The following is a 23,730-nucleotide window of genomic DNA, read 5'->3' on the forward strand; positions in this document are numbered from 1 at the left end:
GTTCTCGTTATAGTATGGCGACCTGAGACATTTGCTCATAATCAATGCACAAACGTGCAGATAGGGGTTCCCGGTGACTGATTTCACTGCGGAAAGCACCCAAAAGGTGCGCGCGGCGATCACAGCGGCCACGCATTACTACCTTGAGAACTGGACAATGGAGGCGGTCGCCTCAGAGATGGGCGTCTCGCGTTCATCCGTCTCACGGCTCCTGTCCTACGCCCGAGACGAGGGCCTCGTGGAGATCTCCGTCCACTCGCCATTTATAGCCCCCTCGCTCCTTGAGCAAGACCTGCGCAACCGGTTTGGTATCGCGGCAACGGTCGTTTCGGTCCCCGATTCGGTCAACGAAACCGATCGACTCGAGCGCGTCGCCCTCGCCGCTGCGCGACTCCTTGGTGACGCGTTCGACTCCAACATGTCGCTCGGCGTCGCATGGGGTGCGACCATCAGTGCGGTTGCCCGCAACCTCTCCCCAAAACCAACACGTTCGTCACAGATTGTGCAGCTGAACGGGGCCGCAAACTCGCGGACAACGGGAATCATGTATGCCGACGACATCCTCCGTCGATTTGGAGAAGCCTTCACCTCTGATGTCCTCCAGTTTCCGGTTCCCGCGTTTTTTGACAACCCGGCGACGCGCGAGGCCCTCTGGCAGGAGCGCAGCATCAACCGTATTCTCGAAACGCAGCGCAACGTTGATATCGCGCTCTTTAGTGTCGGTTCACCGCGGGCAGAGGTCACGAGCCACGTCTATAGCGGCGGCTACCTCGATCGGACCGACTTCGTCTCGCTCACCCAGCAGAACGTCGTCGGCGACGTCTCAACCGTCTTCTACCGGGGCGACGGCACCTGGGCTGACATCCCCCTCAACGCACGGGCCTCCGGGCCTGGGCTGGATGTGCTTCGCGCCATCCCCCGCCGCATTTGTGTCTCATCCGGCCCGACAAAAATCCCAAGCCTCCTCGGGCTGCTCGCTGGCAACGTGGTCACCGATCTGGTGCTCGACGAGGAAAGCGCACGCGGCCTGGTTGACGCCTGATACTCGCGGTCCATTTACTTAGCAAAGCTAATTTGTTATGCTCAGTACTTGTGACTGTTGAGCCAGAGGAATCCAAGCCAGCGCGAGCATCCGCTCGCCGAAACTCGCTTGTCGAACTCTGCCACGACTTCCGGATCGCCAATGCACGACTCAACCGCAGACTCAGGCAAGAAAAGGCAGACAACCGCCTGACCGACGGACAGCTCTCCGCTCTTGGCGCACTCTCGACACACGGCCCGCAGACGCTGAGCCAGCTGAGCGAGCACGAACGCGTCACACTCCCGTCGGCCAGCAGAACGGTGAACTCGCTCGAGCAGGCAGGACTCGTTGGCCGCAGCGGCAGCGCAGACGACGGTCGAAAGGTCATGCTCTCCGTTACAGACGCCGGCGAGGCAGTCATGTCTGAGGTCCGAAGGCAGCGCGACGAATGGCTCGTCAAGCGCGTCAGCAAACTTACCCCTGCCCAGCGGCAGACACTGGCAGAGGCCACCGAATTGATGAAGGAGATTACCCAGAGTTGAGTGCAATGTTCCGGTCCCTGAAAGGTGTGAACTACCGCATCTGGTTCGCCGGCGCGCTCGTCTCGAACATCGGCACCTGGATGCAGCGAACGGCCCAGGACTGGATCGTGCTCACGCAGCTCACCAACCACAACGCAACCTCGGTTGGCGTGGTGATGGCTCTCCAATTCGGGCCGCAGCTTCTGCTCATGCCGTGGTCGGGGCTCATTGCGGATCGATTCGATCGGCGCAAGCTGCTCATGCTGACGCAGACGCTCATGGGTGCCCTCGCGCTTGGCCTCGGCATCATTACGGTGACCGGGGTTGTTGAGCTCTGGCACGTCTACGGCTTTGCACTCGGCCTCGGGATTGTTGCGGCCATCGACGCCCCGGCGCGACAGACGTTTGTGAGCGAGCTCGTCAGCCACGACGACCTTCCCAACGCCGTCGCCCTCAACTCGGCATCCTTCAACGGCGCCCGCTTGCTCGGCCCTGCGGCCGCGGGGCTCCTGACCGTGGCCGTTGGCGCAGGATGGGTATTCCTCATCAACGCGGTGACGTTCGCCTTCACGGTATTCGCGATGATGATGCTCCGAAAAGACAAGCTCAAGCCGCAGCCTCGGGCATCCCGCGAGCGCGGGCAGCTGCTGCAGGGCTTCAAGTATGTGTGGCGGAGGCCAGACATCGTTGTTGTCCTCATCACCGTCTTTCTTGTTGGCACGTTTGGCTTCAACTTCGCCATCTTCACCTCGACCATGGCGACCATCGAGTTTCACAAGGGCGCCGGCGAGTTCGGGTTGCTGAGCTCGATCATGGCCATCGGTTCGGTAGTTGGCGCGCTGCTCGCGGCCAGGCGAGGCACGCCACGACTGCGCATGATCCTGCTCGGTTCCGTGGCGTTTGGCCTGGCCTGCGGGGCGGCCGCGCTCATGCCAACGTTTGGCACCTTCGCGGCCGTGCTGGCCGTTGTTGGGCTCTCCTCGCTGACACTCATGACCACGGCAAACGCCTACGTTCAAACGACAACAGAGCCAGTCATGCGCGGCCGAGTTATGGCGCTCTACATGGCGATCTTTGCCGGCGGAACTCCGCTCGGCGCACCCCTCGTCGGCTGGGTATCCGACGAGTTTGGGCCCCGCTGGGCCATCGGTGTCGCCGCCCTTTCTGGGCTCCTCGCCGGTGCCATCATCCTGTTCTGGCTCATCAAATACCGAGGTCTTCGGGTCAAGTACCGCATGAGGCAGTCGCCACGCATGGTTGTCTACTACGGCGCCCCTGAGCCAAAGGACGAAGAAACAGCAACCCGCGAAATCGCCATCATCGAGGCAACAACCCCGCGCTAGCCGCCACCTCTCCTGGCTCGTGGGGTGCGTTTCTGCTCGTGGGGTGCAATTATTTGCACCCCACGAGCAAGAATGCGCCCCGCGACGGACAACTGCCACACACGGGAATACTGTCGCAGGCAGCGGCGTTGGCCTAGGATAGACAACGTAATGCTCCGGGGTCGGTGAGAATCCGAACCGGCGGTGATAGTCCGCGACCCGAGTCAGATGAAACACTCAGACCCGGTTGAGCTGGTGAAATTCCAGCACCGACGGTGATGCGTCCACACAGGTGGACGTTAGTCCGGATGAGAGGAAGCATTGGAGGCGCGTTTGGCGACGCGTGTCCAAGGTGAGCTCCGGAGACCCATCAAAGGACCGGAATGACACTCACCCAAGACTCCCCCGCCGCAGTGGCGGCGATGGCGCGGGCCCTTGAGTTGGCCGGCCGCGGACCAAGCGGCAACCCAAATCCTCAGGTCGGATGCGTCATCCTTGACGCAAACGGCGAAACCGTTGCCGAGGGCTGGCACCAGGGGGCAGGCACCCCGCACGCCGAAGTCATGGCAATCGCAAACCTGGCCCCAGAATGGCGCAATCACGACAACGCTCGGCAGCTCACCGCTGTGGTCACGCTTGAGCCGTGCAACCATACCGGCCGAACCGGCCCATGCGCAGAAGCGATTCTTTCTGCCGGAATCGGTTCAGTGATCTATGCGGTCAGCGACACCGGCGTAGCATCGGGGGGCGGCGCGCAGCGGCTGATGGATGCCGGAGTCACCGTATCCGGCGGCCTCCTCGCCAACGAGGTTTCGCACTTCATCGGCCCGTGGCTCACGTTTGCCCGCACGGGTCGGCCACACGTCATCCTCAAATGGGCTTCCAGCCTCGACGGGCGCGCTGCGGCAAACGATGGCACAAGTCAGTGGATTACGGGACCAGAGGCCAGGGCAGACGTGCACGTGCGCCGCTCCGCGGTTGACGCAATCGTCGTTGGCACTGGCACCGCTCTTGCCGATAATCCTTCGCTCACCGCGCGCTACCCAGACGGAACGCTCATGCTCAAACAGCCGATCCCCGTTGTGGTCGGCAAGCGCAGCATCCCCGCCGATGCCGCGCTGCACGCGCATCCGCAGTCCCCAATCATCTTTCACGGAACCAACCTTGACTTGCTCCTCCACGAGCTTGGCGACCGCGGCATCCGCACCGTACTTGTTGAGGGCGGTCCAACGCTCGCGAGCGCGTTTATACGGGCTGGCCTCGTCGACGAGGTGCACGCCTATCTCGCGCCAGTATTGCTCGGCGGCTCGAGGCTGGCGCTCGACGAACTTGGCGTAGCCACCATCGACCAGGCCATCAGGCTGACGCCGTTCAGCACCACGGTTCTTGGCAACGACGTGCGCATCATCGCGCACCCCATCATCGCGCATCCCGCTGCCCTTCATCACGATTCAACGCTGTCGCCCGCAACAGCGACCAAGGAGGAAAACTAGTGTTCACTGGACTCATCGAAGAAACCGGCAGCATTATCGGCGTCGAACAGGTTGGCGACTCGCTTCGCCTCACTGTCGCTGGAGCCAAAGCCCTCGAGGGAGCAAAGCACGGCGACTCGATCGCCGTCAGCGGCGTCTGCCTCACGGCGATCGAGTTCGACAGCACCCGTTTTACGGCCGACGTCATGGCACAAACACTCGCGATGAGCACCCTCGGCGGTGCGCAGCCCGGCCTCCCGGTCAACCTTGAGCGTGCTGCCCAGCTTGGCGATCGCCTCGGCGGCCACATCGTGCAGGGGCACGTTGACGGCACGGCAGAGGTGCGTTCCGTCACGCAGGCGGATGCCTGGCGCGTGCTGCGCTTCAGCCTCGCCGATGAGCTTGCGCCACTCGTGGTCGACAAAGGCTCGATCACGGTCGACGGCGTCTCGCTCACGGTCAGCGCCGTGTCGCCAGCTGCCGAGGCTGAGCAGTGGTTTGAAGTGTCGCTCATCCCTGAAACCCTCACCGCAACAACGCTCGGACGACGAGTCGTTGGCGATCGCGTCAACATCGAAACAGACATCCTTGCCCGCCACATCATTCGGGCAGCTGCATTCACCCAGAAAGGGGCCTAACCATGGCACTCGCAACAATTGAGCAGGCGCTCGAGGCTCTCCGCGCAGGTCGTCCCGTCATCGTCGCCGACGATGAGAACCGCGAGAATGAAGGCGATGTCATCATCTCTGCTGAGCTCGCAACGCAGGAGTGGATTGCCTGGACAGTCCGCCACTCGTCCGGCTTCATTTGCGCGCCGATGACCAACGACATTGCCGACAGGCTTGAGCTTCCGGTGATGGTCGCGCGCAACGAGGACGACCGCGGAACCGCCTACACCGTCACCGTCGACGCGGCAGACCGCATCACAACCGGCATCAGCGCCGCGGACCGCGCCTACACGCTGCAGGTGCTCGCCGACCCAGAGTCGACCCCCCGAAGCGTGAACCGGCCCGGCCACATCGTGCCCCTCCGCGCGGTTGATGGTGGAGTGCGCGAACGTGCTGGCCACACCGAAGCCGCAGTCGAGCTCATGCAGCTTGCTGGCCTCACCCCGGTTGCCGGTATCTGCGAGATCGTTGAAGACAGCGGCGAGATGATGCGGCTTCCAGAGCTCCTTGAGCTCGGCGAACGCGACGGCGTGCTGGTCATTACTATTGAGCAACTCATCAACTACCTGCGCGAACGAGACGGCCAGACCGGCGAGGCTCGCAACGAGACTGGCCAGCGACGCGTGAGCGTTCGCGCCGAAACCACCGTGCCAACCACGCACGGCTCGCTGCGGATGCGCGCATACCGCGATCGTCAGACCGGCATCGACCACGTCGCCCTCATCTCGGGTGAATCGGTTCCAAACAACGCTATCGTCCGCCTACACTCCGAATGCCTCACAGGAGAAGCCTTCGGGTCGCTCAAGTGCGAGTGCGGGCCGCAGCTTGACGCCTCACTCGACTACATTGCCGAACACGGCGGGGTGGTTGTCTACATCCGCGGGCAGGAAGGCCGAGGCATTGGCCTCGCCAATAAGCTCCGTGCATACAGCCTGCAAGAGCAGGGACTCGACACCCTCGATGCCAACCTCGCGCTCGGTTTCCCCGGCGATGCCCGCGACTACGGCGGGGCAGCTGACATCCTTCGTGACCTCGGCCTTACCGAGGTTCGCCTCCTCAGCAACAACCCTGATAAGGCGAAGCAGCTCGCGGCCCACGGCATCACAGTGACCGAGCTCATCCCGCTGGTGGTTGGCGTTGCCGAAGGAAACGACGCGTATCTTCAGGTGAAGCGCGACAGGATGGGCCACCAGCTGCCATCAGGATCCCTCATCGGCGCCCCGACCCCTCCGTCGCACGACTAACTCACCCTCAATCATGGGCCCGCAGCGGGTCATTCATCGTCAAACAGATCAGCAAGGAGCACGCATGAGCGTCGAAGGAATCCCAACAATCACGGCAGACGGAACCGGCCTCAGGGTCGCAATCGTTGCGGGCAGCTGGCACGACACCATCACTGATGGTCTCATCGCCGGGGCCGAGCGAGCCCTCAGCGCATCCGGCGCAACCTACGAGATTATTCGCGTGCCCGGCAGCTTTGAGCTCCCGCTCGTGTGCGCTTCCGCCCTGACCTCAACCGTCAACGGCGGTTTTGACGCCGCCGTCGCGCTTGGCGTCATTATCCGTGGCGGAACGCCCCACTTTGAGTTCGTTTCGGATGCCGCAACGAGCGGCCTGACCCGCGTCGCGCTCGACACGGGCAAGCCCGTTGGGTTTGGGGTACTCACGCTTGACGACGAGCAGCAGGGTCTCGACCGTGCCGGCCTGCCAGGATCCAAAGAAGACAAGGGAGAAGAAGCAGCGATGGCGGCGGTTGCCGCCGCCAAGCTGCTGCAAACCCTAAGCGCGTAGGCCTACTGCTTGATGGTGACGTCTGCTGTGCCGTTCAGCAGTTTTGGACCGGTCGACCGCGAGCCATCCGCCAGTCGGCCATCCATTAGGATTTCAACTTCGTTTTCCGGCGAATAGATCTTGTAGGCACGGGTCCAGGCGGCCGACTCGCCAGGAAGCAGTTCGTAAAGGTTATTGTCAACGCGCTTATCGACGTTGACCGCGCTTGAAAACAGCCCGGCTTCGGCGAACCACTCGTACTCGACCGAAGGGTTAATGCCGCCGGTGTAGACAAAGTTATCGTTCCTGACCGAGTCCGTAGCGAACACATCGTCGACGTAGATCGTCTCGTCGCTGGTGTTGGTCACCACAAATTCCAAAGCGACCAGTGGGTCACCTGCCTTCGTGAGTGGCTCTTTCGTTGTGGCATCAACCACTGAGCTGTCGCGGCTCGCGGCTCCGATTGCGGCTTGGTAGATATCCGCCCGCACAGTATCGCCCTCAATCGCGCCAAGGGATTCACCGGTCGCGGCGATGGGGTTCGACCACGAGGCCGCGGTGAAGCTCCCCTGTCCCGTTGTTGCCGATGGAGTTGGGCTCGAGGTCGTTGGCTCGGGTGTCGAAGTCGGCTGAGACGTTTTGGTTGATGATGATTCGTTGACCGGCTTCACGGTTGCACACCCGGCCGCTCCAAGCACGATGATGCCAGCGGTCAGGAGAGTCAGGGGGGGGTTCTCAGGGGGGTGTGGAGTTTCATCATCACTTTCAGATGGTTCGGAATGAGCCAATATGGCCAGTACTCGAAGGTACGTTTTCCCCGCAAACCTATCAGTTGGCAGTCCTCAAAACATTCAGGCATAACGTTCATGGTTGAATTTTTATCAGTACGGAATGGCATGGCCCTCACGAGTTGAGTTCGCCACCACCGCTTCCGCCAAGCCCGCTGCGCCTGCAATCGGCCAAAAACGGGTGTATCGTTGACCCGTCGGTCACAAGCCTTGGGGGCCTCTGTCTGTCAGATGTCGCACCAACCAGCGTGACATGCACAGCCACGGGCACTCCACACCTTTTCTGCACCCCATCTAGTTGGAGCACCCATGTCATCATCCGCTGTTGCTGAACCTTCAGTCAGCGCAAAGTCGAAGAACACCCCCGGTCGCGTTGTCCTCGCGAGCCTCATCGGCACATCGATTGAGTTCTACGACTTTTATGTCTACGCCACGGCCGCGGTTCTGGTTTTCCCCGCGCTGTTCTTTGCAAACACCGACGACGCCACCGTTGCGCTTCTGAGCTCGTTTGCCGTATTTGGTGTGGCCTTTGTCGCCCGCCCGGTTGGCGCGCTCTTCTTTGGCCACTTCGGCGATAAGTATGGCCGCAAAGTCACGCTCGTAGCCTCGCTGCTCACGATGGGTATCTCAACTTTCATCATTGGCCTCCTTCCAACCTTCGACACCATCGGATACTGGGCCCCTGCGCTTCTCGTACTCATGCGCTTCGGACAGGGCCTCGGCCTCGGCGGCGAATGGTCAGGTGCCGTTCTGGTTGCGACCGAAAACGCGCCCCCAGGCAAGCGCGCCTTCTGGGGAACGTTCCCGCAGCTCGGTGCCCCAATTGGCTTCATCATCGCCAACGGTGTATTCCTCATGATCAACTGGCTGCTCCCACACCCAGACGACCCAACTCAGGCCTCTGAGGCGTTCCTCGCTTGGGGCTGGCGCATCCCGTTCCTCGTCTCGGCCGTCATGGTTATCGTTGGTCTGTGGGTTCGACTGAGCCTCGTTGAGAGCGACTCGTTCACGCGTGTTGTCAAGGAAGGCGCGGTTCGAAAGCTGCCGCTCACGGCCGTCTTCAAATCGAGCTGGCGCAACCTCATCATTGGCACATTTGCCATGGTGGCAACCTACTCGCTCTTCTACCTCATGACGACGTTTACGCTGACGTTTGGCACGAAGCCAACCATTGGCCAGGTAACCGCCGGCGGCGCAGCCCTGCCTGCCGACTACGTTTCCGGCCTCGGCTTTGGTCGCAACGACTTCATCCTGATGATGATCGTTGGCGTCATTTTCTTTGGCCTGTTCACCCTCATTTCTGGCCCATTTGCGGATGCCCTTGGCCGCCGCAAACTCCTGATCTGGGTCACGATCGCCATCATTCTCTTTGGCTTCACCTTTACGCTGTTCCTCGGCGGCAACGCCGACGACAACCCTCGTTTTGTTGGAGCGATGGCGATGGCCTTCCTCATCATCGGCTTTACCCTCATGGGAATGACCTTTGGCCCGATGGGCGCGCTCCTCCCCGAGTTGTTCCCTGCCAACGTTCGCTACACAGGCTCGGCGTTTGCGTACAACCTCGCAAGCATCCTCGGAGCGGCCGTCGCCCCGTTCATCGCCGTATGGCTGTGGTCTGTCGGCGGCGGCAACCCGTGGCTCGTTGGAATCTATCTCTCGTCAATGGGTGTACTGACGCTCATCGCGTTGCTTGCCTCGAAGGAGACCAAGGACGACGATTACGAGGGCAACATCCAGTAGCTCGATGGGCTCTCCCCCGCTCGCGGGGTGCGTTCTTGCTCGTGGGGTGCGAAATTTCGCACCCCACGAGCTTTTTTGCGCCCCACGAGCACTGGGACGTCAATCAGGGTTGACATTTTTTGGATAGCTGGTAGCGTCAATGTAGGTTGACTTTCACTGGAGGCGCGGCATGAGTATTACCACCATCAACGGACTCGCAGACAATGCGGGAGCAGAGAACCCCCTCGAAGCGCTTGCCGCGGTCGCCGAACTCCGACGCGAACTTGACCGCTACGAAGCGACCGTCGTTCGCCGCGCACGCATGGCTGGCATCTCCTGGCAGTTCATCGCGACGGCCCTCGGGGTGAGCAAGCAGGCAGTCCACAAGAAATATGGGCGACAATAGACGTTGGGCCATCAGCCATTTCGCAAGCAGGAAGAAGTTATGAGCGACACTCGCACGACCTCGCGAACCACACGCACCCGACGAGGCAAAGGCGACGACGCCGGGCCGCGGGCCACCTTCAAGCAGCTCCTCCCCTACATCTTCGAACAGCGCGGCATCCTCTGGTTTGTCATCGCGCTCAGCATCGTTGGCGCGATAACCTCGCTCGCTCAACCCCTGCTCGTTGGCCAGGTCATCACCGGCGTTGAAGCGCAGAAGCCGATGGGGATGCTCCTCTGGGTACTCATTGCATTGGTTGTTGCTTCCGCCCTGCTCAGCGGATTCCAGCACTATCTCCTGCAGCGCATGGGTGAGGGCGTTGTGCTCTCGTCGCGACGAAAGCTCATCTCGCGCATCCTCAACCTCCCGATTAGCGAGTTCGACCGGCGACGCACCGGCGATCTTGTCTCCCGAGTTGGCAGCGACACCACACTCCTCCGCGCAGTTCTGACACAGGGCCTTGTTGAGGCCATTGGCGGCTCACTCACGTTCGTTGGCGCCGTTATCGCCATGCTCATCATCGACCCCGTGCTGCTCGGCCTGACGGTTGCCGTCGTCGCAATCTCAGTCGTGGTGGTCGTTGCCCTGTCGTCACGCATTCGCACGGCGAGCGCAAAAGCTCAGCGAAAGGTTGGTGACCTCGCGGCCTCCGTCGAACGCGCCATCAGCTCCATTCGCACGGTGCGAGCGTCAAACGCAACCAAACGCGAGGCGGATGCGGTCACCGAGAATGCCGTTGGCGCCTGGAAAATGGGCATCAGCGTTGCCAAGATTTCGGCACTAGTTGTTCCGGTCGCTGGCATCGCGATGCAGGTATCGTTCCTCGTCGTTCTGGGAGTGGGAGGCTTCCGTGTCGCGAGCGGCGCGATCCCCATTGCCAGCCTTGTCACCTTCATCATGTTCCTGTTCATGATGATCATGCCCCTCGGCCAGGCATTTGGCGCAATCAGCGCGGTCAACCAGGCACTCGGCGCGCTCGGACGCATCCAAGAGATCATCGCCCTGCCAACTGAGGACGAGCACGACCGGAAGCTCGCACCACTCGTGAGCCTGAGCGAGGCTGATGCCTCAGCCCCGAGCATCGCGTTCGACGACGTTCACTTCACCTACCGCTCCCTCGTTGATATTCCGGGAGAAAACGGCGCGGCGGCAACGCAAGAACTCGTCGAAACGCCCGTGCTCAAGGGCATCTCATTCACCGCAGAGCACGGCACCCGCATTGCACTCGTTGGGCCCTCTGGCGCGGGAAAGAGCACAACGCTCAATCTCATCGAGCGCTTCTACGACCCGCAGGAGGGCAGCATCAAGCTTGGTGGCATTGATATCCGCTCGCTGTCACGTACCGACCTGCGCTCACAGCTTGGTTATGTTGAGCAAGACGCCCCTGTGCTCGCTGGCACCCTTCGCGATAACCTCACGCTCGGGGCCCCAGACGCAACCGACGAAGACTGCACGCGGGTGCTGCACTCCGTAAATCTTGGCGAGGTACTTGACCGCGATCCAGCCGGATTAGGCGCAGAAGTCGGCGAAAACGGCATCATGCTCTCGGGGGGCGAGAAACAGCGCCTTGCCATCGCACGTGCGCTCATTGCGGCCCCGCCCATCTTGCTGCTCGACGAATCAACGTCGAGCCTTGACGGGGCAAACGAACAAATGATGCGCGAGGCCATCGACGCCGTCGCAGCAGACCGTACCCTCATCGTGATCGCACACCGCCTCTCGACGGTTGTTGATTCCGACAAGATCGTGGTTTTCAACCACGGCGAGATCGTTGGCGAAGGCACGCACGCGCAACTCATCGAGACCACGCCGCTCTACAAGGAGCTCGCACGACACCAACTCCTGGCGTAATGAGCATCACAACCGAGCGGAAGATTAGCCGCCGCTGGCCCATTGTGAGTGGAGTCACCGCGCTCGTTCTCGCGCTAGCGCTCGGCGGGGTGCTCGTGCTTCGCAATGCCGAGCCGCTCGGCTTCGACCAGTCGTGGATGTCGGATATGCTGCTCATCCGAACCCCCGTTGGCGAGGGGGTTGCGCTGCTGTTCAACTACCTCGGCGGCGGCATCATTGGCGTGTTTGTGGTGCCCATTTCCACCGTTGTCATTCTGTTGTTACTCAGGCGAAGATGGGCCGCCCTCTTCTACGCGATCTCTGCAGCGGCGAGTGCTGGGCTGGTTCAGCTGCTCAAGCACCTCGTCGGAAGGGCACGTCCTGAAGACATTCTGGTGCACGCCGATTTTGGCTCGTTCCCCTCAGGCCACTCGGCGAATGCCGCAACAATCGCGGTCACGCTCGGCTTCATTTTCCCAAAGGTCTGGGTGTGGATCGCTGGTGCCTGCTACACGGCGCTCATGATGCTCAGCCGGACGTACCTTGGCGCGCACTGGCTGAGCGACACCATCGGGGGCGTGCTCTTGGGCGCAGGAGTCGCTCTTGTGGTGTGGGCACCGCTCGCCTACCGTCTTGCGAACGAACGCGAAACGTTGCGGCGAAGGAAAACGCCGGCCTAACGACTCATCGCGAACCAAATCAGCAACATTGTGACGCCGAATCCCGTGAACTGGTTGAGCCAGAGGAACCAGCGCCACCCTCGATTGGCTCCGGCAGACGTCGCATCAGTGACATTCCAGCTGGGGGCGACCACAACGAGGTAGGGAACAACGAGCAGCGCGGCCAGCGGTCCGGGCCAGCCGGAGAAGAGCACCACAATACCGGCGGCCAGATACAGACCAATCGCGAGACGCGCCGTCAGGCGCGCACCCCACACGGTTGCCGTCGACGAAATGCCAGCTTCACGATCCGCGATGACATCCTGCACCGCACCAAACGCGTGACTCGCGCAGCCCCAAAAGAAGAACGCAAGCAGCAACGCGACAAGTTGCGCATCCCAGCGAACGCCTCCGAGCGATAGCCCAACAATGGCTGGCCCCACAAAGTGCAAGCTTGAGGTAACCGAGTCCAAAACGGGCCGCTCTTTGAAACGGAGGGGCGGAACCGAATACGCCAGCACTCCGGCAAGACACAGCACAAGAAGGATGCCAGACTGCAGGCTACCGATCGCGAGCAGATACCCGGCACCGGGAACGGTCAATACCGTGGCAGCAATCAGCACCGGTCGGTGCAATCGCTTCGGAAGCACCGCGCCTTCGACACCACCCTTTCTCGGATTTCTGAGGTCAGACTCGTAGTCGAAGACATCGTTCACGCCGTACATGAGCATGTTGTAGGGCACCAGGAAAAACAGTGTGCCAATGATGAGCGGCAGGCCAATTTCTCCCGTTGTGAGCAGGTACGCCGCGGCAAACGGATACGCAGTGTTGACCCAGCTAATGGGTCGCGACGAACGCACAACGGTTCGCACGTCGTGAGATTTCCACCGGCCGAAGAGTTCCCAGAGCGCAGGGAGCATGATGATGGCGAGCAGCGGATAGGCAAAGTCTTCAACTGGCGCCCGGCCAAGATACACCCCAAGCAGGGTGTCGTGGTCATACGTAAACAACCCAACGGCAATCATGACGTTGTCAAAAACCGCGGTTGCCACAACCAGCGCCACAAAGCTGAGAGCCGCCGCGCGTAGCGACACCCTCGCGCCAAACAAAACGGCGAGACCCGCAATCAGGAGCGCCGCCCCGAGCACGATGAGGTCAATAGTGAGGTACATCACGGCCGGTCACCGCCAGCTGACTCGGCGCGGGCATCCCTCGCGCGAACGAAACGGGCGAGGCCGTTATACAGATTCATCGTGAGGTAGCACAGCAGGGTGAGAAAGAAGAGCTCTTCAACAGGGAACTCGTGCCCGACGTTGAGCCCAACAAGCAGGGGGCTGTCTCCACGGAAGAAAATTTCTTCGGCAATGCCCCACACGTCCCACACGATGAACACAATAAGCCCAAGCGCAAGCGTGACCGCCGCCCGGACCGGGCTGCGCCAGAAGAAGAGTGTGTAGCGCCAGTCGAGGATGACCATGCCAGCGCACGAAAACACCAGCAGGCCAAGATACAGACCGGGAATCACGTTGTGGTGGTCCGATCACTCGACTGCGCCAGCGGGTTTGTGCTTAACGCTGGCTCTGGCAGTGGCCCGTTGCTTCGGTCGCCGCGCATCCGCTTCAGGACCAGCTCTGCACTGATGAGGCACATGGGTAGCCCGATACCTGGAACCGTCGTGGCGCCGGCGTAGTAGAGACCGGCAACTTTCTCGGACGCGTTTGACCCGCGAAAGAACGCGCTCTGCCCTGTGGTGTGAGCCAGGCCAAGCGAGGTTCCCTTCCACGAGTTGTAGTCTCGCTCGAAGTCGGCTGGGCCAATTTCACGGCGCACCAGAATCCGCTCTTCGAGGTCAGGGATGTTGGCCCACGCTGCGATCTGCGCGATGGCGTTGTCTGCAATACGTCGAATCTCGGCGTCGCCTTCGCCACCGAGTGCCGGGTCCGATGGAACAGGGACCAACACAAAGAGGTTGCTGGTGCCCTCTGGCGCGACCGATGGGTCGGTTCTGCTCGGATGGCAGACGTACAGCGAGGTCTGGGACGACACTGCGCCGACGGGGTTGGCCGGGTGGTAGATCCGCTCGAAGTTGTCTTTCCAGGCTTCCGTGAAGAGAAGCGTGTGGTGTTCGAGGGGCAACTCCCCCTCGACGCCAAGGAACACGAGCACCGTTCCCGGCCCTGGCACCGCTTTGTCCCACTTCTGTTCTGGTCGGCTCTGAAACCGCGGTTCGAGCAGGCTCGTCTCTGTGTGGTGGAGATCGGCGCCAGACACAACAGCGTCTGCGCTGATCGTCTCAACGCTGCCATCGGCTGCCCGGTAGCGAACGCCGGTGACCCGCGCATCGTCGCCAACCTCGATTCGTTCAACCTCAGCCTCCGTAATGACGGTGACTCCGGCTTCGCGCGCGACCCGTTCGCACGCGGCGATAAGCGTTGTGAAGCCACCGTTTGGGTAGTACACACCATCCGTGAGATCAAGATGGCTCATGAGGTGATACATCGCGGGGGCCACAAACGGCGAGGACCCAAGGAATACTGCCGGATACCCGAGGATTCGGCGAAGACGGGAGTCTCGAAAGTAGCCGCTAGCAAAGGAGTGAAGCGGCTGCAGCAGTAGCCGCACGAGCTTGCCAGCGCGGCGAAGCACCTTCGGGCTGGTGAACGCCGAGAGACCCTCAAAGTTGGTGTATAAAAACGACTCTGTTGCGACGGTGTAGGTCTCCTTGGCAGAGGCAACGTAGCGATCAAACTGCCGACCTGCGCCTGGTTCAAGCCGCTCAAAGGTTTCGCGGTTCGCCGCGGCACTGGCGGCGATCGTGACCGGAGCATCCTCACCTTCAAACAGCACCTGGTATCCAGGGTCAAGTTTGACAAGATCAAGCTCGCGCTCGGCCGTTGTACCCATCAGCCGGAAGAAATGTTCGAAAACCTCAGGCATGAGATACCAGGACGGCCCGGTATCAAAACGGAAGCCCTCGGCTTCCCAGCTACCGGCCCTCCCGCCGAGTTCCGACCGGCGCTCGAGCAATGTCACCGAGTGACCGTCGTTTGCGAGGAGGGCGGCGGTCGCGAGACCCGCGATTCCACCGCCGATGACCGCAACGGTGGATGGGGTGTGAGGCTGCGTTTTCTTCACTGTTTACCGTGCCTCTCTTCGGCGACTGAGCCAGAGTCGTGTGTTCTCGCTTCGCCGCAGGGGCGCACTCGACAGCACCTGCCCCGCGATCATCGACTTTTCGAACCCCGTGAGCCGAACCCGCTCGGTACGTAACAACTCGGCCGGCGAGCGGCGCAACTTCTGGGCAAGTGCCGCAAACAGCTCTGTGGCAAGGAGTACCGCGCTCCGGCTATCAACGGGGAGCATTGGGATTGTTGAACGCGCGATCGCAACGTCGCGATCGATGTCGTCGAGGATGACGTTTTTCTGCGCATCCGTCAGGGCAGCCAGATCTACCCCCGGAAAGTAATTACGACCGAGCCCAGTCACATCATCAGCGATGTCGCGAAGGAAATTGATCTTCTGGAATGCCGCGCCAAGGTGACAGGCACCGTCTTCAACGACTTGGCGCAGGTCATCCGCGTCGCGGCCTTGCCGCGCGACAAGCCGGCGCCCCCTACTGTCGGTGAGGAACGACGCAACGCACATCAGGCCAACAACCTCCGCCGAGCCGTAGATGTACTCTCTGATGCTCTGTTCGTTGTGAGTCTCTTGGGTGAGGTCAGCCCGCATCGACGCAAAAAACGGGCGTATGAGCCGCTCGTCTATTCCGACGCCGCGCGCCGTCTGTGCAAAGGCGTGCACAACGAAGTTACTGCTAAACCCGGTGCCAAGCGCTCGGTAGGTTTCTGCTTCGAGTGCGTCAAGGATGCCTCCCTGCTCTGCCGTGTTCAACCCGGAGGCCTCGGCCGGCCCATCAACGATCTCGTCGGCTAGCCTGACGAGGCCATAGATCTGGGCGATATGCTGCCGCTTCGCCGATGGCAACAGCAGACTCGCTACCCCAAATGAGGTCGAATACCGATGCAAAACCACCCGCGACTGTTCTGCAGCAACGGCGGAGTACAGGTCAAGTCCGGTTGTCGCCACGTTAGCGCTCCCTCGCCGCAAGCGTGCGCATGACGGCGCGCAACCGCTGCCCAAGCTCGCTTGGCAGTCTCGGGTCGGAGCTGAGCGCTTCGGCGCGCTCCGTGTATTCGGCAATGAGTCCTTCAAGGAAGGCGCGGGCTCCGCACTCGTCGAGGAGCACAAGGGCATCAGCAATCTGCTCGTGGCTCAGGTCTGCACTCCCGTGGATGCTCTTGAGCCGAGGCCACGCTTCGGTGGTGCGTGCGAACACCACGAGCGGGGTGGCTTTGCCTTCTCGCAGGTCGCTGACAACGCTTTTGCCGGTCATTGTGCTGTCGCCAAAAACGCCGAGGTAGTCGTCACGAAGCTGGAACGCGATACCAAGAAGCCGTCCGTACTCACCGAGGGCGTGGACGGTTGACTCCGCGGCGCCAGCGGCAACGGCGCCGGCCATGAGGGGTGCCCCAAAGGAGTAGACCGCAGTTTTGTGCTCTGTCATACTCAAGACCCGGTCGAGGGTGAGGTCTGCCGGCGACGTCCAGCTGTACGTTACGTCGGCTTGTTCGCCCGCGGCCGTCACAAAAACAGCCTCGTCGAACAGATCAACAAGCAGGCGGAGGGCCGCAGGATCAACCTGTGCCGCAAGCAGCATCCGCTGGGCAAGCGTCAGCAGCAGATCGCCACCGATAAGGGCCGAGGATTCTGCCCAGTGCCGCGCAGTGACCTCGTCAAGCCCTTCGGCCGTTGCGTGGGCAAGAAATTGGCCAACAACATTTGGCTGGCCGCGTCGCACGGTGTCCCCGTCAATAATGTCATCGTGAATCACAAAGGCCGTGTGCATCAGTTCAAACGCAAGACCAACACTCACCGCGGTCTTCAGGCTTGTGCCGCCAAGGGCTCGGAACGCCTCATTGACAAGCACGGGTCTGATGCGCTTGCCGCCGTTGCTCACTGACTCGAGGGCAAGCCATAGCCTGCGGTACCCCTCATCAAAGCTCGCCGCTCGTTGGTGCTGCTGGGCAAAGAACTCAGCCATCGCCTCATCGAATGAGCGGCGAAAATCGGTGTAGGTCTCAAACTCGGCAAGCAGGGTCATTCGCTACCAGCCGCCGCAAAACCGGGTTGGGCAAGCTGCAGAACCAGCCAGGGGCTGAACGCCCACGGCGCGGCCTCAACTGCCACGCGAAGATCTTCGGGCTGAACCCAGCGGTGCTCAACAACTTCCAAGGGGTTGACGTCTATGTTGTCTTCGGTCACTGCCCTGTATACCGGGCAAATTTCGTTTTCGACAACGCCGCTCGGGTCTGTTGCCCGGTAGCGAAAGAGCGGAAGCACCGGCTCGATGGTTGTCAGCGTTATCCCGAGTTCATGGGACGCCCTGCGCTCGACGGCGCTCATCATCGATTCGGCTGGCAACGGATGCCCGCAAAACGAGTTGGTCCAGACGCCGGGCCAGGCCACTTTGTCGAGGGACCTCCGTGTGACGAGGACTTCACCGTTGCGGTTGTAGACGTGGCATGAGAATGCGAGGTGGAGTGCGGTGTCGGTTCCGTGAATGCTGTTTTTTGGTGCCCGACCAATGGGCTCCCCATGTTCGTTGACCAGCACAACTTCTTCAGCCACTGTGTTGACCGTCATCATGGCACCCCCGTTAGTTCATCCATTTAGTTAGCCTAGCTAGTTAAAAGCTAGCACGGGTCTAAACTAGAACAAACACACCCTCAAACACAAAGTGGAACTGATGACCGATTCGCGCAGCGCGTTTGCTCCAGACGAGAATGCCATCGTCGACCCACGCGTCATCGATCCACAGCGCCGTTTTGTTGACCGACCAGACATGACCGGCGAAGAACTCGACAACGCCGTCACGGTTCTCAACGCCCTCCGCAGGTGGCGCACCGCCGACCAAGCGATGCGAAACGCCACACAAAGCAACATGGGTATCGGCGAAAACGACATGAAAGCGATGCGTTTCCTCATCGCGGCACACGGCAACGATGAGCAGGTGACGGCGAAGCAGCTCACCAAGCATCTCGGAATATCCTCGGCATCAACAAGCAAACTCCTCGACCGCCTTGAGGCCTCTGGACACATTACGAGGGAACCGCACCCCCACGATCGACGCGCCGTCTTGATCGCAGTGACCGACGAATCACATAAACACATTCGTGCAACCCTCGGCGATCGCCACACCCGCATGTTCAACGTCGCTGCGGCGCTCAACGACAACGATCGGAAGGCCGTCCTTGGGTTCCTTGCGGCGATGAGCGAGATCAGCGAAGCGAACCGTGACTAAACGTGCAGGTTCTACACAACCTACCCATGGTTTGATGGAGTGTGACAGATACGCGTCCCGTCGTGATTCTTTCTAACGACATATCTCCCCCCATTCACCGCACACCCGCATCCGGCAACGCGCCAGCACGTGCGCTCTCCAAGCGAACCATCATCCTGCTCGGCGTCATCGCCGCGGCAGTTTCGATGGCCGGCTCGTGGATTCCTTCTCTCTGGGGTGACGAAGCCGCGAGCATCATGTCGGCGGAACGGTCGTGGGAGTCCCTCGGCCGCATGCTCACAACGGTTGACGCCGTCCATGGCCTCTACTACGCGTTCCTGCACGTCTGGACCGACCTCTTTGGCGCCTCGCCCTTCTCTGTTCGCTTCCCGAGCGCAATCGCCATAGGTGTTGCCACTTCAGGTGTTGCTGTGCTTGCGAGCCGGCTCACACGGGGAAGCGTTGGCATCGTCGCGGCCATTATCTTCATGGTGCTACCGCGTGTCACGTACATGGGCATGGAAGCTCGCGCCTACGCCTTCACGATGGCGCTTGTCGTCTGGCTGTTCATCTGGTTCATTGCCTTGGTATCACGGCAAGAACGCAAAGCACTCCCGTGGGTAGGCTTCGCCGCGCTCTTTGCACTCACCAATGTGCTGTTTATCTACACCACAATGTTCGTGCTGGTCTTTGGGATCATTGCACTCACCATGAAGCTCGACCGCGGAACGGTTAAGCGCGGTGTCATCTCGCTCGTGGCCGGCGCAGCCGTTGCGCTTCCCGTGGTTGCCGTCGCGTTTATGGAGCGCGAGCAGATCGCGTTCTTGCACTCCCGCGTTGGCTTCAACGTGACCAACCTGTTCGTTTCCCCGTTCTTCGTCGACAAAACACTCGCCGCAATTGGGTGGGGCTTTATCGTCATCAGCTTGGTCGCTGGCATCACGGTCATCATCAGGCTCCGCAAGGGCCTTCCGGTGAACGAACAGCTTGCATCACTGTTCCAGCCGACCGGAGAGCGGATGCCTCGACTGCTGGTTGTAGCCGCAACCTGGCTCTTCCTCCCGTCGATCCTTCTGGCAATCGGCAACGCCGCAACCCCGCTGTATTCGCCGCGCTACCTGTCGTTCCTCGCCCCAGCGGTCGCGATGCTCATCGCGCTCGGAATCGTCTCAGTCGCCAGAACGGTCAAGGCGAGCTGGCTCGTGCCGGTGCTCACGATCGCCGTTGTGGTCGCCGCATCCAGCCCCTATCTCAAACAGCGCACACCGTATTCGCGCAACAACGGGACCGACTGGAACGCTATCGCACAGACCATCGACGAGCATGCGCAGGCTGGTGACGGCATCATCTTTGACACCACCGTTCGCAACTCGCGCAAGCCTCGGCTAGCGATGCACATGTATCCGGAACCGTTTGACGGGCTCATCGATGTTGGACTCAAGACCCCGTACGACCAGACCGACGGGCTCTGGGATAAGGCGTACAACCTTGACGATATGGCCCCGAAACTTGAGGGATTGTCAACCGTCTGGCTCGTGATGGTCAAACCAAGTTACTCTGATAATCCGGATCGCCAAGAGACCTACTTCAATACGCTTGAGGCCGCAGGTTTTGTGGTCGAGGATACGTTGACCAACCACAAGTCAACGGTTTACAAAATGATTCGAGGACAGTGATGACGTCAGCAACCCTGGTTATCATCCCCACATACAACGAACGCGAAAACATCGCGTCGATCGTTTCGCGAGTTCGCGCAGCAACGCCAGAGGTAGACATCCTCGTTGTTGACGACAACTCCCCCGACGGCACTGGCGCAATCGCCGACGAGCTCGCGGCAGCGGATAACGCAATTTCGGTCCTGCACCGCGTTGGCAAAGAGGGCCTCGGCGCCGCATACAAGCACGGCTTCCGCTGGGGTCTTGAGCGCGGCTACGACCGACTTGTCGAGATGGATGCCGATGGCTCCCACGCGCCGGAACAGCTGCCTGCGTTGCTTGAGGCAAGCGAGCACTCTGACGTTGTGCAGGGTTCCCGCTGGGTCCAAGGCGGCTCCGTCGTAAACTGGCCGCTCCACCGCCAACTCATCTCGAAGGTTGGCAGCATGTATGCCCGCCTGATGCTCGGCGTTCCGGTGAAAGATGTCACGGGAGGCTACCGCGTCTTTAGCGCGCACGCGCTTGAGACCATCAGGCTCGAAACCGTGCACAGCATGGGATACGGCTTCCAGGTCGACATGTTGTTCCGCGCCCACCAAGAAGGCCTTCGCATCACGGAGGTACCCATCACATTTGCCGAGCGCGAGTACGGCGAATCAAAAATCTCGATGGGAATCGTTGTCGAGGCCATGCTGCGCGTGACCGGGTGGGGCATCCGCAACCTCCCAGCCCGCCTTCGCGGACAGGGGCGCCCAGCCGAAACGGCAACTGCAAACAGCCGCGGTTAGGACGCGACAGGCTCACGCCTGACAGCAACCGGGCGCTCAATAAAGTTGAGGCAAACTGCGTCGCCAACGAGCAACCGCTCGTGGGAGCTGTGCTGCACAGAAAGCAGCTCGCCGCTCGTCAGCTCAACGAGCGTGCGCCTGAGCGAACCCAGAAAACTGCTCGAACGGACGACCGCAAACAGGCCGTCACTCGCGAACTCAATATTCTCCGGCCGGATGTAGACGGTCACGGCGCTGCCGTCCTCAAGCGATTCCTGCGTTGGCAGCGCTGCCCCGTGCACCATCACTCGTGACCCGCTGACAACACCGCTCAGCCGATTGCTGAGGCCAACAAATTCCGCGACAAACGACGATTCGGGCACGCTGTAGAGCTCCTCTGGCGTGGCCACTTGCTCAACCTGACCGTCGCGCATAACCGCGACTCGGTCCGCAACGGCGAGGGCCTCCTCCTGGTCGTGAGTCACAAACAACGTGGTCATCCCCAGTTCGGCGTGAATGCTTTTGATCTCTTCACGAAGCTGCACGCGCACCTTCGCGTCGAGGGCGCTGAGCGGTTCGTCCAGCAGCAAGACCCGTGGGCGAGTGACGAGTGCCCTCGCGAGCGCAACGCGCTGCTGCTGCCCACCAGAAAGCTGATGCGAGTAGCGGTCCCCAAGGTGACCGAGGCCAACGAGGTCGAGACTTTCGGCCGCGCGCTTCAGTCGCTGCCCTGGTGAGACTTTGCGCATCCGAAGGCCAAACTCAACGTTTTCGCGGACGGTGAGGTGAGGAAACAGCGAGTACGACTGAAAGACCATGCCAATGTCGCGCCTATTGGTTGGCACTGAAGAGACGTCTTCGTTGTCGATCAGGATGTTTCCACTTGTGATCTGTTCAAGGCCGGCAAGGCTGCGCAAGGCTGTCGTTTTGCCGCAACCAGATGGTCCAAGCATCGCAAGCATCTCGCCAGGCCTGAGCGCAAGGTTGAGGCCAGCGAGCGCACGCTGACCGGAGTAGTCCTTGGTCACCAAACGAAATTCGACGGTGGTTCCAACTCGGTCTTCGGTCATGATTCCTTCTTTCCGCGTTTGGCGGTGCCAACGCGACCAATGATGATGAGCAGCACGCTGGCAAACGCGAGCGACAGCAGCGAGAAGATGACGGCTGCATACGGGTCGCTCTTCGAAACCTGCACAAGCGATGTCTGGAGATTGTTGCGGTTGAGCAGCGAGGCTATGGTGAACTCGCCGAGCACAACGGCGACGGAGATAAACGAGGCCGCAAGTAGCCCACGTTTGAGGTTCGGGACGATGACCCGCAATACGACGGTTGCCCATCCGGCTGAGAGCGACCTCGCCGCCTCGCTGAGCGTGACGATGTCAACGGTCTGCAGGTTGGCATAGATGGCCCTGTAGGCATACGGGAGGACCGTGATGCCGTATGCAAACGCCAGCGTCCACGCCGAGCTCCCAAAGATCCCGGTGACAACCGAATACACGGGTGCGAGCCCAACCACCAGAACGATCGCTGGAACCGTGATCGGCACGATGCAAACGAACTCCAGAACCCGTTGGAGCCGAGGCACCCGTAACTGCACCAAAATCATGGTCGGTACAAGCAGAACCAACACAATTGTGACCGTTGCCCCAGCAAGAATGAGCGAGTTGAGGATACCCTGAAACAGCGTCCGATAGCGCCGCTCGTTCTCGGGATCGATGATCGCGAGCCAGTGATCAAGCCCGTAGGAGCCCGGTCCGCCAACCCGAAACGTGAACTCAAGCATTGAGACAATTGGGATGGCAAAAACAATGCCGATACCGCTCAACAACACAATCCGCCCAAGCCTGGTCGGATGGGCGGCAACGGTACGGAGCCTGCGGTTCATCGCTGCCACCGCTCGGTTCGGCGCTGGAGTGCCGAGTACGCGGTCATCAGCAACACCATGACAATGGTCATGCCAAGCGCAAGCGCCCCAGCCATGTTTTCTCGGCCAAGCACGGTGTCGGAGATGAGCGCGGCGCGAATCTGCAGCGGCACAATCTGCGCGCCCTGGCTGATGAGCGCCGCCGCCGTCGCGTAGCTGGAGAACGCATTGGCAAAGAGAAGCAAGAGGCAACCGAAAAAGGCAGGGGCAAGGATGGGCGCAGCAACTCGGCGCCAGAACGTCAGGCGGCTCGCGCCGAGCGTCGCCGCGGCCTCCACCCACTGAGGTTTGAGCCCCTCTAACGCCGGCATGAACGTAATCACCATGAGCGGCACCTGAAAGTAGATATAGGGCAGGAGCAGCCCAGGCACTTCGTAGAGCCAGACTCCACCCGCAAAGATGTTGATCCCAAAAACGTCGCGGAGGAGGACGGTGACGAGACCTTGGATGCCAATCGTGGCGATGAACGCAAACGCCAGCATGACGCCGCCGAACTGCGCAAGCACCCCAGAAAACGCGTCAACAAGGCCTCTCACATTGCTTCCTGAACGCAGACCGAGCAACGCGTAGCAGAGCAGGGCTCCGATCACCGCTCCGATCACCGCGGTGACGGCGGAGACCCACAGGGAGCTTCCGAAGGTGCGCAGTACCGCTGGGTCCCAGAGCGCTGCAACGTTGTCAAACGTAAATTGTCCGTCTTTGGCGAAGAATCCGGTGGCGATGGCAAGCGTTGTTGGAAGGGCAAGAAACAGGAGAACGTACGCGGCAAATGGGGTGAGTCCGAGGAGGACCCACCCCTGCCGTCGCACGGTGGCGATCGATGTCACTC

General features: G+C 61.0%; 24 protein-coding genes and 1 riboswitch. Of the genes, 14 read left to right on the plus strand and 10 right to left on the minus strand.

What is annotated here, in order from left to right; translation table 11 throughout:
- The first annotated feature begins 73 nt into the window (after positions 1–73).
- From FHX76_RS15185 to ribH, 7 genes are all read left to right on the plus strand, one after another.
- Entirely contained in the window at positions 74–1,042 is a 969-nt protein-coding gene (locus FHX76_RS15185; protein ID WP_341777971.1) for a sugar-binding transcriptional regulator, read from the plus strand.
- Positions 1,043–1,092: 50 nt separating this feature from the next.
- Positions 1,093–1,563: a MarR family transcriptional regulator gene (locus tag FHX76_RS15190; RefSeq protein ID WP_167152164.1), complete on the plus strand. Its 471-nt coding sequence runs from the start codon at positions 1,093–1,095 to the stop codon at positions 1,561–1,563.
- Between the two features lie 5 nt (positions 1,564–1,568).
- Complete coding sequence (locus FHX76_RS15195; protein ID WP_208402757.1) at positions 1,569–2,885, plus strand: MFS transporter; 1,317 nt, start codon at positions 1,569–1,571, stop codon at positions 2,883–2,885.
- Between the two features lie 148 nt (positions 2,886–3,033).
- Positions 3,034–3,188: riboswitch (FMN riboswitch) on the plus strand.
- A 59-nt stretch (positions 3,189–3,247) separates the two neighbouring features.
- Complete coding sequence (ribD, locus tag FHX76_RS15200) at positions 3,248–4,357, plus strand: bifunctional diaminohydroxyphosphoribosylaminopyrimidine deaminase/5-amino-6-(5-phosphoribosylamino)uracil reductase RibD (RefSeq protein WP_167152168.1); 1,110 nt, start codon at positions 3,248–3,250, stop codon at positions 4,355–4,357.
- On the plus strand, positions 4,357–4,974 hold the full coding sequence (locus FHX76_RS15205) for a riboflavin synthase (protein WP_167152170.1): 618 nt from the start codon (positions 4,357–4,359) through the stop codon (positions 4,972–4,974). Before ribD ends, FHX76_RS15205 begins: the two co-directional genes overlap by 1 nt.
- A 2-nt stretch (positions 4,975–4,976) precedes the next feature.
- Positions 4,977–6,248: a 3,4-dihydroxy-2-butanone-4-phosphate synthase gene (gene ribB, locus FHX76_RS15210; protein WP_167152173.1), complete on the plus strand. Its 1,272-nt coding sequence runs from the start codon at positions 4,977–4,979 to the stop codon at positions 6,246–6,248.
- 64 nt (positions 6,249–6,312) lie between these two features.
- Positions 6,313–6,795, plus strand: a complete 483-nt coding sequence (gene ribH, locus FHX76_RS15215; protein WP_167152175.1) for a 6,7-dimethyl-8-ribityllumazine synthase — start codon at positions 6,313–6,315, stop codon at positions 6,793–6,795.
- A 2-nt stretch (positions 6,796–6,797) separates the two neighbouring features.
- On the opposite strand, the gene FHX76_RS15220 is transcribed toward ribH, so the two are convergent.
- Positions 6,798–7,445: a hypothetical protein gene (locus FHX76_RS15220; RefSeq protein ID WP_167152177.1), complete on the minus strand. Its 648-nt coding sequence runs from the start codon at positions 7,443–7,445 to the stop codon at positions 6,798–6,800.
- Between the two features lie 426 nt (positions 7,446–7,871).
- Between FHX76_RS15220 and FHX76_RS15225 the strand changes: the two genes are divergently transcribed.
- From FHX76_RS15225 to FHX76_RS15240, 4 genes are all read left to right on the plus strand, one after another.
- On the plus strand, positions 7,872–9,302 hold the full coding sequence (locus FHX76_RS15225) for an MFS transporter (protein WP_167152179.1): 1,431 nt from the start codon (positions 7,872–7,874) through the stop codon (positions 9,300–9,302).
- 169 nt (positions 9,303–9,471) lie between these two features.
- Positions 9,472–9,687: a hypothetical protein gene (locus FHX76_RS15230; RefSeq protein ID WP_167152181.1), complete on the plus strand. Its 216-nt coding sequence runs from the start codon at positions 9,472–9,474 to the stop codon at positions 9,685–9,687.
- Positions 9,688–9,726: 39 nt separating this feature from the next.
- Positions 9,727–11,577, plus strand: coding sequence for an ABC transporter ATP-binding protein (locus FHX76_RS15235; RefSeq protein WP_167152183.1), 1,851 nt, complete (start codon positions 9,727–9,729; stop codon positions 11,575–11,577).
- A complete protein-coding gene (locus FHX76_RS15240) occupies positions 11,577–12,236 on the plus strand; it encodes a phosphatase PAP2 family protein (protein ID WP_167152185.1) in 660 nt (219 codons plus the stop codon). Before FHX76_RS15235 ends, FHX76_RS15240 begins: the two co-directional genes overlap by 1 nt.
- Here FHX76_RS15240 and FHX76_RS15245 read toward each other — a convergent pair.
- Genes FHX76_RS15245 through idi form a run of 6 tightly spaced genes read right to left on the minus strand, consistent with a single transcriptional unit; the run spans position 12,233 to position 17,921 of the window.
- On the minus strand, positions 12,233–13,387 hold the full coding sequence (locus FHX76_RS15245; protein WP_167152306.1) for a prenyltransferase: 1,155 nt from the start codon (positions 13,385–13,387) through the stop codon (positions 12,233–12,235). The genes FHX76_RS15240 and FHX76_RS15245 overlap by 4 nt on opposite strands.
- The gene (locus FHX76_RS15250) at positions 13,387–13,740 is read right to left on the minus strand and encodes a lycopene cyclase domain-containing protein (protein WP_341777973.1); all 354 of its coding nucleotides are present in this window, start codon (positions 13,738–13,740) and stop codon (positions 13,387–13,389) included. Before FHX76_RS15250 ends, FHX76_RS15245 begins: the two co-directional genes overlap by 1 nt.
- Entirely contained in the window at positions 13,737–15,350 is a 1,614-nt protein-coding gene (gene crtI, locus FHX76_RS15255; RefSeq protein ID WP_341777974.1) for a phytoene desaturase family protein, read from the minus strand. The genes FHX76_RS15250 and crtI overlap by 4 nt, the downstream gene beginning before the upstream one ends.
- 3 nt (positions 15,351–15,353) lie before the next feature.
- Complete coding sequence (locus FHX76_RS15260) at positions 15,354–16,301, minus strand: phytoene/squalene synthase family protein (protein ID WP_341777975.1); 948 nt, start codon at positions 16,299–16,301, stop codon at positions 15,354–15,356.
- Between the two features lies 1 nt (position 16,302).
- Positions 16,303–17,376 (minus strand): polyprenyl synthetase family protein, encoded by a 1,074-nt coding sequence (locus tag FHX76_RS16495; RefSeq protein ID WP_243848890.1) that lies wholly within the window; start codon positions 17,374–17,376, stop codon positions 16,303–16,305.
- The gene (idi, locus tag FHX76_RS15265) at positions 17,373–17,921 is read right to left on the minus strand and encodes an isopentenyl-diphosphate Delta-isomerase (protein WP_386761891.1); all 549 of its coding nucleotides are present in this window, start codon (positions 17,919–17,921) and stop codon (positions 17,373–17,375) included. The genes FHX76_RS16495 and idi overlap by 4 nt, the downstream gene beginning before the upstream one ends.
- Before the next feature lie 100 nt (positions 17,922–18,021).
- On the opposite strand from idi, the gene FHX76_RS15270 reads away from it, so the two are divergent.
- Genes FHX76_RS15270 through FHX76_RS15280 form a run of 3 tightly spaced genes read left to right on the plus strand, consistent with a single transcriptional unit; the run spans position 18,022 to position 20,998 of the window.
- Positions 18,022–18,576, plus strand: coding sequence for a MarR family winged helix-turn-helix transcriptional regulator (locus FHX76_RS15270; RefSeq protein WP_167152189.1), 555 nt, complete (start codon positions 18,022–18,024; stop codon positions 18,574–18,576).
- 41 nt (positions 18,577–18,617) lie between these two features.
- Complete coding sequence (locus FHX76_RS15275) at positions 18,618–20,231, plus strand: glycosyltransferase family 39 protein (RefSeq protein WP_167152191.1); 1,614 nt, start codon at positions 18,618–18,620, stop codon at positions 20,229–20,231.
- Positions 20,231–20,998: a polyprenol monophosphomannose synthase gene (locus tag FHX76_RS15280; protein ID WP_167152193.1), complete on the plus strand. Its 768-nt coding sequence runs from the start codon at positions 20,231–20,233 to the stop codon at positions 20,996–20,998. The genes FHX76_RS15275 and FHX76_RS15280 overlap by 1 nt, the downstream gene beginning before the upstream one ends.
- On the opposite strand, the gene FHX76_RS15285 is transcribed toward FHX76_RS15280, so the two are convergent.
- From FHX76_RS15285 to FHX76_RS15295, 3 genes are read right to left on the minus strand one after another with little or no spacing between them, the layout of a single operon-like run.
- Entirely contained in the window at positions 20,995–22,047 is a 1,053-nt protein-coding gene (locus FHX76_RS15285) for an ABC transporter ATP-binding protein (protein ID WP_167152195.1), read from the minus strand. The genes FHX76_RS15280 and FHX76_RS15285 overlap by 4 nt on opposite strands.
- The gene (locus FHX76_RS15290; RefSeq protein WP_167152197.1) at positions 22,044–22,862 is read right to left on the minus strand and encodes an ABC transporter permease; all 819 of its coding nucleotides are present in this window, start codon (positions 22,860–22,862) and stop codon (positions 22,044–22,046) included. The genes FHX76_RS15285 and FHX76_RS15290 overlap by 4 nt, the downstream gene beginning before the upstream one ends.
- Positions 22,859–23,728 (minus strand): ABC transporter permease, encoded by an 870-nt coding sequence (locus FHX76_RS15295; protein ID WP_341777976.1) that lies wholly within the window; start codon positions 23,726–23,728, stop codon positions 22,859–22,861. The genes FHX76_RS15290 and FHX76_RS15295 overlap by 4 nt, the downstream gene beginning before the upstream one ends.
- Positions 23,729–23,730: the final 2 nt, after the last annotated feature.

Source organism: Lysinibacter cavernae (assembly GCF_011758565.1).
Classification (GTDB): Bacteria; Actinomycetota; Actinomycetes; order Actinomycetales; family Microbacteriaceae; genus Lysinibacter; species Lysinibacter cavernae.

Bases quoted from the DNA above. Each gene is read 5' to 3' on its own strand.
- FHX76_RS15285 (WP_167152195.1), bottom strand. From the start codon at position 22,047: ATGACCGAAGACCGAGTTGGAACCACCGTCGAATTTCGTTTGGTGACC.
- FHX76_RS15225 (WP_167152179.1), top strand. From the start codon at position 7,872: ATGTCATCATCCGCTGTTGCTGAACCTTCAGTCAGCGCAAAGTCGAAG.
- FHX76_RS16495 (WP_243848890.1), bottom strand. From the start codon at position 17,376: ATGACCCTGCTTGCCGAGTTTGAGACCTACACCGATTTTCGCCGCTCA.
- FHX76_RS15270 (WP_167152189.1), top strand. From the start codon at position 18,022: ATGACCGATTCGCGCAGCGCGTTTGCTCCAGACGAGAATGCCATCGTC.
- FHX76_RS15235 (WP_167152183.1), top strand. From the start codon at position 9,727: ATGAGCGACACTCGCACGACCTCGCGAACCACACGCACCCGACGAGGC.
- FHX76_RS15245 (WP_167152306.1), bottom strand. From the start codon at position 13,387: ATGTACCTCACTATTGACCTCATCGTGCTCGGGGCGGCGCTCCTGATT.
- ribB (WP_167152173.1), top strand. From the start codon at position 4,977: ATGGCACTCGCAACAATTGAGCAGGCGCTCGAGGCTCTCCGCGCAGGT.
- ribD (WP_167152168.1), top strand. From the start codon at position 3,248: ATGACACTCACCCAAGACTCCCCCGCCGCAGTGGCGGCGATGGCGCGG.
- ribH (WP_167152175.1), top strand. From the start codon at position 6,313: ATGAGCGTCGAAGGAATCCCAACAATCACGGCAGACGGAACCGGCCTC.
- FHX76_RS15290 (WP_167152197.1), bottom strand. From the start codon at position 22,862: ATGAACCGCAGGCTCCGTACCGTTGCCGCCCATCCGACCAGGCTTGGG.
- FHX76_RS15240 (WP_167152185.1), top strand. From the start codon at position 11,577: ATGAGCATCACAACCGAGCGGAAGATTAGCCGCCGCTGGCCCATTGTG.
- idi (WP_386761891.1), bottom strand. From the start codon at position 17,921: ATGATGACGGTCAACACAGTGGCTGAAGAAGTTGTGCTGGTCAACGAA.
- FHX76_RS15230 (WP_167152181.1), top strand. From the start codon at position 9,472: ATGAGTATTACCACCATCAACGGACTCGCAGACAATGCGGGAGCAGAG.
- FHX76_RS15280 (WP_167152193.1), top strand. From the start codon at position 20,231: ATGACGTCAGCAACCCTGGTTATCATCCCCACATACAACGAACGCGAA.
- FHX76_RS15195 (WP_208402757.1), top strand. From the start codon at position 1,569: ATGTTCCGGTCCCTGAAAGGTGTGAACTACCGCATCTGGTTCGCCGGC.